The following is a 6,127-nucleotide window of genomic DNA, read 5'->3' on the forward strand; positions in this document are numbered from 1 at the left end:
GGCCGGCACCGCGCAGGCGGCCCCTGTGAAGGCGGCCGCCGCGCAGCAGGCAGCGCCGGCCGCGGCCACCGCCAGGGTGTCGGGGCTGACCGGGAGCGGACTCGGGTTCGACACGTGTACGGTTCCCTCCGCCGCGACGATGACGTCGTGGCTCTCCTCGCCTTACCGGGTGGCCGCCACCTACCTGGGCGGCATGAACTGGGCCTGCAGCTACGGGAACTTCACCCCGGCCTGGGTGCGCAAGGTGGCCGCGGAAGGGTGGCGGTTCGCGCCGCTCTGGGTCGGCAGGCAGGCGCCGTGCACGAACGTTCCTTTCGTCGCGAAGATCAACCCGTCGCAGGCGGCCGCGGAAGGCCAGTCCGAGGCCAAGAGCGCGGTCGCCGCCGCGCGGGCGTTCGGATTCGGTCCTGGCACGCCGGTGTACTTCGACATGGAGGGCTACCAGACGGGCCAGTCCGCCTGCACCCGTGCCGTTCTTAACTTCCTCGGCGGGTGGACGCGCGGGCTGCACGCGGCCGGCTACGTCTCCGGCGTGTACTCGAGCGCCAGCTCAGGGATCACGGACCTGGCCCACCAGTACGGTAACGCCGGTTACCCGCGCCCCGACGACATCTGGATCGCCGACTGGAACAGCGAGCCGGTGCTGACCGACCACGCCGTGCCGAACGGGGACTGGGCGAATCACCAGCGGCTGCACCAGTACGCGGGCCCGCACAACGAGACGTGGGGCGGCGCCACCGTGAACATGGACAGCGACGCGGCCGACGGGCTGGTGGCCGGCCTGCCGGCCGTCCCGGTGCTGCACGGACCCAACGAGAATGCCGCGCCGAGCGAACTGCGAGTGGCGCCAGGACAGACCGCCAGCGTGCGGCTGACCTTGCAGGGTGTGCCGAATACGCCGGTCGCCATCCGCTGGCAGGCCGCCGCGCCCAAGGGCCTGACAGTGTCGCCGAGCGCCGGCAACGTGGACCTCTGGCCCAGCATGGCCCTCTCGGTCGGGCTGACCCTGGCGCCGTCCAAGTCGCTAGCCGCCAGGCGGTACAGTCTGCCGATCACGGTGACCGCGGGCGGCAAGCCCGTCGCCGACTCGTTCGTCCTGGTCAGCGTGGTGCCAGCGGGCCGAACGCTGCCGCCCGCCCACCCGCTCGTGCTGTACGCGGCCGACAAGACGAGCATGAGCGCCGCGGTGGCGATCGCTGCGGCTCTCGCGCTGCCGCTCAGCGACGTGACCGGCTCCTACAGCCGGGCGTGGACCGCCACGGCCGGGGGCAAGGCCCTGGTGCTCGCCGTGGGGCAGCCGGCGGCGGACGGGCTGTACTTCAACGTCTGCGGCTGGGCGAATCCGGCGAAGAGGAAAGCCGGGTCCACCCCCTTCTACTATCCGGGGGCACCGCAGCGGCAGTCGCCGGGCCGCAATTACTTCGAACTGTCGGACACGCCCACCGCGGCAGGCACGGCACAGCTGACCACCCAGCTCACCCAGTACGCCCTGGGCGGGACGCTGCCCGAGCACCAGACCGTGCCCGCCGCGCCCACGCTCGCCTGCCTGGGATCGCCGAACGTTCCCGTGCGGTGACCGCGGCACCGGAACGTCGCCGGCCGCGCTAGCGCAGCGCCGGGATGATCTCCTCGGCGTAGGAGTCGAGGGTGTTCTCCTCGTCGTCGTGCATCAGGTAGAGCGCGAACTGGTCCGCCCCGATCGACGCGAGCTCCGCCAGCCGCTCGATGTGCGCCGCCGCGGGCCCCACCAGGCAGAACCGGTCGATAATCGAATCGGGCACGAAGTCCGCCGACGGGTTCCCCGCCTGCCCGTGATGGCTGTAGTCGTACCCGGACCTGCCCTCGATGTACTCGGTCAGGGCGTGCGGCACCGGCCCTTCGGTGCCGTAGCGGGCGACCAGGTCGGCGACGTGGTTACCCACCATCCCGCCGAACCAGCGCAGTTGGTCCCGCTGGTGCGCGAGATCCGTGCCCACGTAGGCCGGCGCCGCCACGCACATCGTGATCGACGCCGGGTCGCGCCCGGCGTCCCGGGCCGCCGCGCGGACCGCGGCGAACGTCCAGCGCGCGATGTCCGGGTCGGCGGTCTGCAGGATGAACCCGTCGGCTTGCTCGCCGACCAGCCGCAGCGCCCTAGGGCCGTAGGCCGCCATCCATATGGGCAGCGAGCCGGATCTGACCCACGGGATCCGCAGCGGCTGCCCGTGGTGCTCGACTTCACGCCCCTCGGCGAGCTCCTTGATCACCGTCATCGCCGACGACAGGGTGGACAGCGACACCGGCGGCAGCCCGATGTACCGGCGGGCCGAGTCGCCGCGGCCGATACCGCAGATCGTGCGGTTGCCGAAGCTGTCGTTCAGCGTGGCGAACGTCGACGCGATCACCGACCAGTCCCGCGTCCCCGGATTGGTGACCATCGGCCCGACGATCATCGTCGACGTCGACTCCAGGATGCGGGGATAAAGGACGAATGTCTCCTGCCACAGCACGTGGGAGTCGAACGTCCACCCGTAGCCGAAGCCGCCGGCCTCGGCGCGCTTCATCATGGCGATCAGCCCGCTTGCGGGCGGATTCGGCTGCAGTACTACCCCGAACTCCATGTGGCCCCCCTTACCGTTCAGAGCAGGTATTGGTTGAGATCGCGCGGCAGGAAGGTGCCCTGCCCGGCGGCGCCGCGGAACTCCCCGTCCGCCACGACCACGCGGCCGCGGGAGATGGTGACGTCGACCTTGCCGGTGATCTCCATCCCCTCGTAGGCCGAGTAGTCCACGTTCATGTGGTGGGTGGCGGCCGAGAGGGTCTGCTTCGCGGCGGGGTCGTAGACCACGACGTCGGCGTCCGCTCCGGCCGCGATGACGCCCTTCCGCGGGTACAGGCCGAACATCCTGGCCGGCGTCGTGGCGCACGTCTCCACCCAGCGCGACAGGGTGATCTCCCCGGCGACCACGCCCTGGTGCAGCAGGTCCATCCGATGCTCGACGCCCGGCATGCCGTTGGGGATCTTGGAGAAGTCGCCGCGGCCGAGTTCCTTCTGCTCCTTGAAGCAGAACGGGCAGTGGTCGGTGGACACGATCGACAGGTCGTTGGTCCGCAGCCCGCGCCACAGCGCGGCCGAATGGTCCGGGGTGCGCAGCGGCGGCGAGGCGACGAACTTCGCGCCCTCGAAGTCCGGCCGCGCGAGGTCGTCGAGCGACAGGTAGAGGTACTGCGGACAGGTCTCGGCGAAGACGTTCTGCCCGGCGTCCCGCGCCGCGGCGACCGCCGCCAGCGCGTGCGCCGCGGACAGGTGCACGATGTACAGCGGGCAGTCGGCGACCCGCGCCAGGGTGATCGCCCGGCTGGTGGCCTCGCCCTCGAGCTCGGGCGGCCTGGTCAGGCCGTGATACACCGGGTCCGTGTGGCCCGCGGCGATGGCCTGGGCGACCAGCTGGTCGATCGCGATGCCGTTCTCCGCGTGCATCATGATCGTGGCCCCGGAGCGGGACGCCTGCTGCATCGCCAGCAGGATCTCGCCGTCGGTCGCGTAGAACACGCCGGGGTAGGCCATGAACATCTTGAAGCTCGTCACCCCGGCGCCGATGCACGACTCCATTTCCTTCAGCGTCGCGTCGTTGACGTCGGAGACGATCATGTGGAAGCCGTAGTCGATGGCGCAGTTGCCGTCGGCCTTCTCGTGCCACTTGTCCAGGGTCGCCAGCAGGCTGGTGCCCTTCGCCTGCACGGCGAAGTCGACGATCGTGGTGGTGCCGCCCCAGGCCGCCGCCTTGGTGCCGGTCTCGAAGGTGTCAGCGGAGAATGTGCCGCCGAACGGCATCTCCATGTGCGTGTGCCCGTCGATCCCGCCAGGGATCACGTACTTCCCGATGGCATCGATAAGCACGTCCGCGTCCGGCTCCGCGTCAGCCGCCGCGCCAGCGGCCGCGAACGTCGCCGCGTCGGTCGCCGAGCCGCGCGCGAGGACCGCCGCGATCTTCTCGCCGACGATCAGCACGTCCGCGTCCAGCGTCCCCTCGGCGGTCACCACCGTGCCGCCCCTGATCAGGATGCTCATCAGGGGTTCACCAGGCTGTCGTAGGAGTCGGGGCGGCGGTCCCGGTAAAACTGCCAGAGGTCCCTGACCTCGGTCAGCTTGTCCATGTCCAGGTCGCGGACGATCACCTCGTCGGCGTCGTCGGCCGCGGCCGCGCCGACCAGCTGCCCGCGCGGGTCGACGAAGTAGGACCCGCCGTAGAAGTCGTTGTCCCCGAGGGGCTCGACGCCGACCCGGTTGATCGCCCCGATGTAGTACTCGTTGGCGACCGCGGCGGCCGGCTGCTCGAGCCGCCACAGGTACGAGGACAGTCCCCGGGACGTCGCCGACGGGTTGAAGACGATCCGCGCGCCGGCCAGGCCGAGCGCCCGCCACCCTTCAGGGAAGTGCCGGTCGTAGCAGATGTAGACGCCGATCCGGCCGACCGCCGTGTCGAATATCGGGTAGCCGAGGTTGCCTGGCCGGAAGTAGAACTTCTCCCAGAAGCCCTTCACCTGCGGAATATGGTTCTTCCTGTACTTGCCCAGGTACGTGCCGTCGGCGTCGATGACCGCCGCGGTGTTGTAATACACCCCGGCCTGTTCCGCCTCGTACATGGGGATCACGAGCACGACCCCGTGCTGGCGCGCGACGTCCTGCATCAGGGCCGTCGTGGGCCCGTCAGGGATCGCCTCGGTATAGGAGTAGTAGTCCGCGTCCTGCACCTGGCAGAAGTACGGTCCGTAGAACAGCTCCTGCAGGCACACCACCTGCGCCCCGGCCGAGGCGGCGGTGGCGATGTGCGCGACCGCGGCCGCGGTCATCGAATCCTTGTCCCCGGTCCACGCCTGCTGGACGAGGCCTGCCCGCACGATCTCCGGCATCCCAGCCTCCTGGTCTACGCTGACTTACGCTGTCGTTGCCGTTGCACAGCAAGATCTTCCCCCGTGATGCCCCCGTTTGTAACCGCCCGGGCCATTGTCCGTTGGTACGAATCTTGCCGGGCATAACCGGTAGTGCTGACGGGGTTGGTGGTGATCGGCAGAGAAACGACTGGAGGCGGCGATGAAGGCGGTACGTTTCGACGAGTACGGCGACGCGGACGTTCTCACGGTGGCCGACGTGCCGGTGCCCGACCCCGGCGCCGGTCAGGTGCTGGTCCGGGTCAAAGCGGCGGGCATCAACCCGGGAGAAGCGAAGATCCGCGAGGGCCAGCTGCACGCGCGGTGGCCGGCCACGTTCCCGAGCGGGCAGGGCAGCGACCTGGCCGGGGTCGTCGACCGGCTCGGCCCCGGCGTCACGACGGTGGCGGCGGGCGATGAGGTGATCGGCTGGGTCGACACCCGGTCCGCCCAGGCCGAGTACGCCGTGGTCGACGCGGACAACCTGGCCAGCAAGCCCGCGGACGTGCCCTGGGAGGTAGCCGGCGCGCTGGGCGTCGCCGGCTTCACCGCGTGGGCCGCGATCCGTGCCGTGAACCTCACGGCCGGCGACACGGTAGCCGTCTCCGCCGCGGCGGGCGGCGTCGGCTCGCTCACCGTCCAGCTCGCCAGGCGGGCCGGCGCCACGGTGGTCGGCATCGCCGGGCCGCATAACCAGGAATGGCTCCGCGAGCACGGCGCGATCCCGGTGCGCTACGGCGAGGACCTCGTCGGCCGCATCTTCGACGCCCTGCTGACCACCCCACAGGTGGACGCGTTCATCGACACCCACGGCGGCGACTACGTGGAGTTCGCGATCAACGAGCTCGGCGTCGAGCCGTCCCGCGTCGACACGATCGTCCGCTTCGACGCGGTGCGGGAGTACGGCGTCAAGTCCGAGGGCAACGCCGTCGGCGCCAGCGCCGCGAACCTCGCGGAGCTCGCTCAGCTCATCGCCGCCGGCGAGCTCGAGGTGCCGATCGCGGCGACGTACCCGCTGGACCAGGTCCGCGAGGCCTACGAGAGGCTGGCCACAGGCCACATCAGGGGCAAGATCGTCCTGCTCCCGTAGGCACTTCATTATCCCGAACGGGCCCGTGGCGACTCCCTAGCCGCACCGTTAATCGCGCCCGGGCAGGACCAGGGCGGCCGCCGCCACGACCGCGGCGGCGGCGAGGACGCGGAGCAGGGCGGAGCC

Annotated in this window: 5 protein-coding genes; 2 read left to right on the forward strand and 3 right to left on the reverse strand. The window is 70.6% G+C overall.

Going from position 1 to position 6,127, the window contains the following annotated elements; all coding sequences use genetic code 11:
• On the forward strand, positions 1–1,576 hold a 1,576-nt coding region (locus WA805_RS09960), incomplete at its 5' end, for a DUF1906 domain-containing protein (protein ID WP_425242199.1).
• Positions 1,577–1,604: 28 nt separating this feature from the next.
• Here WA805_RS09960 and WA805_RS09965 read toward each other — a convergent pair.
• The 3 genes from WA805_RS09965 to WA805_RS09975 are packed head-to-tail and all read right to left on the reverse strand — an operon-like array spanning position 1,605 to position 4,893.
• Positions 1,605–2,600: a TIGR03842 family LLM class F420-dependent oxidoreductase gene (locus WA805_RS09965; RefSeq protein WP_425242200.1), complete on the reverse strand. Its 996-nt coding sequence runs from the start codon at positions 2,598–2,600 to the stop codon at positions 1,605–1,607.
• A gap of 17 nt (positions 2,601–2,617) precedes the next feature.
• Complete coding sequence (gene hydA / locus WA805_RS09970; protein ID WP_422325528.1) at positions 2,618–4,051, reverse strand: dihydropyrimidinase; 1,434 nt, start codon at positions 4,049–4,051, stop codon at positions 2,618–2,620.
• Complete coding sequence (locus tag WA805_RS09975; RefSeq protein WP_422279458.1) at positions 4,051–4,893, reverse strand: nitrilase-related carbon-nitrogen hydrolase; 843 nt, start codon at positions 4,891–4,893, stop codon at positions 4,051–4,053. Before WA805_RS09975 ends, hydA begins: the two co-directional genes overlap by 1 nt.
• A gap of 181 nt (positions 4,894–5,074) precedes the next feature.
• Here WA805_RS09975 and WA805_RS09980 point away from each other — a divergent pair, with 181 nt between their 5' ends.
• A complete protein-coding gene (locus tag WA805_RS09980) occupies positions 5,075–6,001 on the forward strand; it encodes an NADP-dependent oxidoreductase (RefSeq protein WP_425242201.1) in 927 nt (308 codons plus the stop codon).
• Positions 6,002–6,127 lie beyond the last annotated feature (126 nt).

The sequence above is a fragment of the Trebonia sp. genome (assembly GCF_049794275.1).
Taxonomy (GTDB): Bacteria; Actinomycetota; Actinomycetes; order Streptosporangiales; family Streptosporangiaceae; genus Trebonia.

Excerpts from the sequence above, each read along its gene's own strand:
- WA805_RS09965 (WP_425242200.1), bottom strand. The coding sequence starts at position 2,600 with ATGGAGTTCGGGGTAGTACTGCAGCCGAATCCGCCCGCAAGCGGGCTG.
- hydA (WP_422325528.1), bottom strand. The coding sequence starts at position 4,051 with ATGAGCATCCTGATCAGGGGCGGCACGGTGGTGACCGCCGAGGGGACG.
- WA805_RS09975 (WP_422279458.1), bottom strand. The coding sequence starts at position 4,893 with ATGCCGGAGATCGTGCGGGCAGGCCTCGTCCAGCAGGCGTGGACCGGG.
- WA805_RS09980 (WP_425242201.1), top strand. The coding sequence starts at position 5,075 with ATGAAGGCGGTACGTTTCGACGAGTACGGCGACGCGGACGTTCTCACG.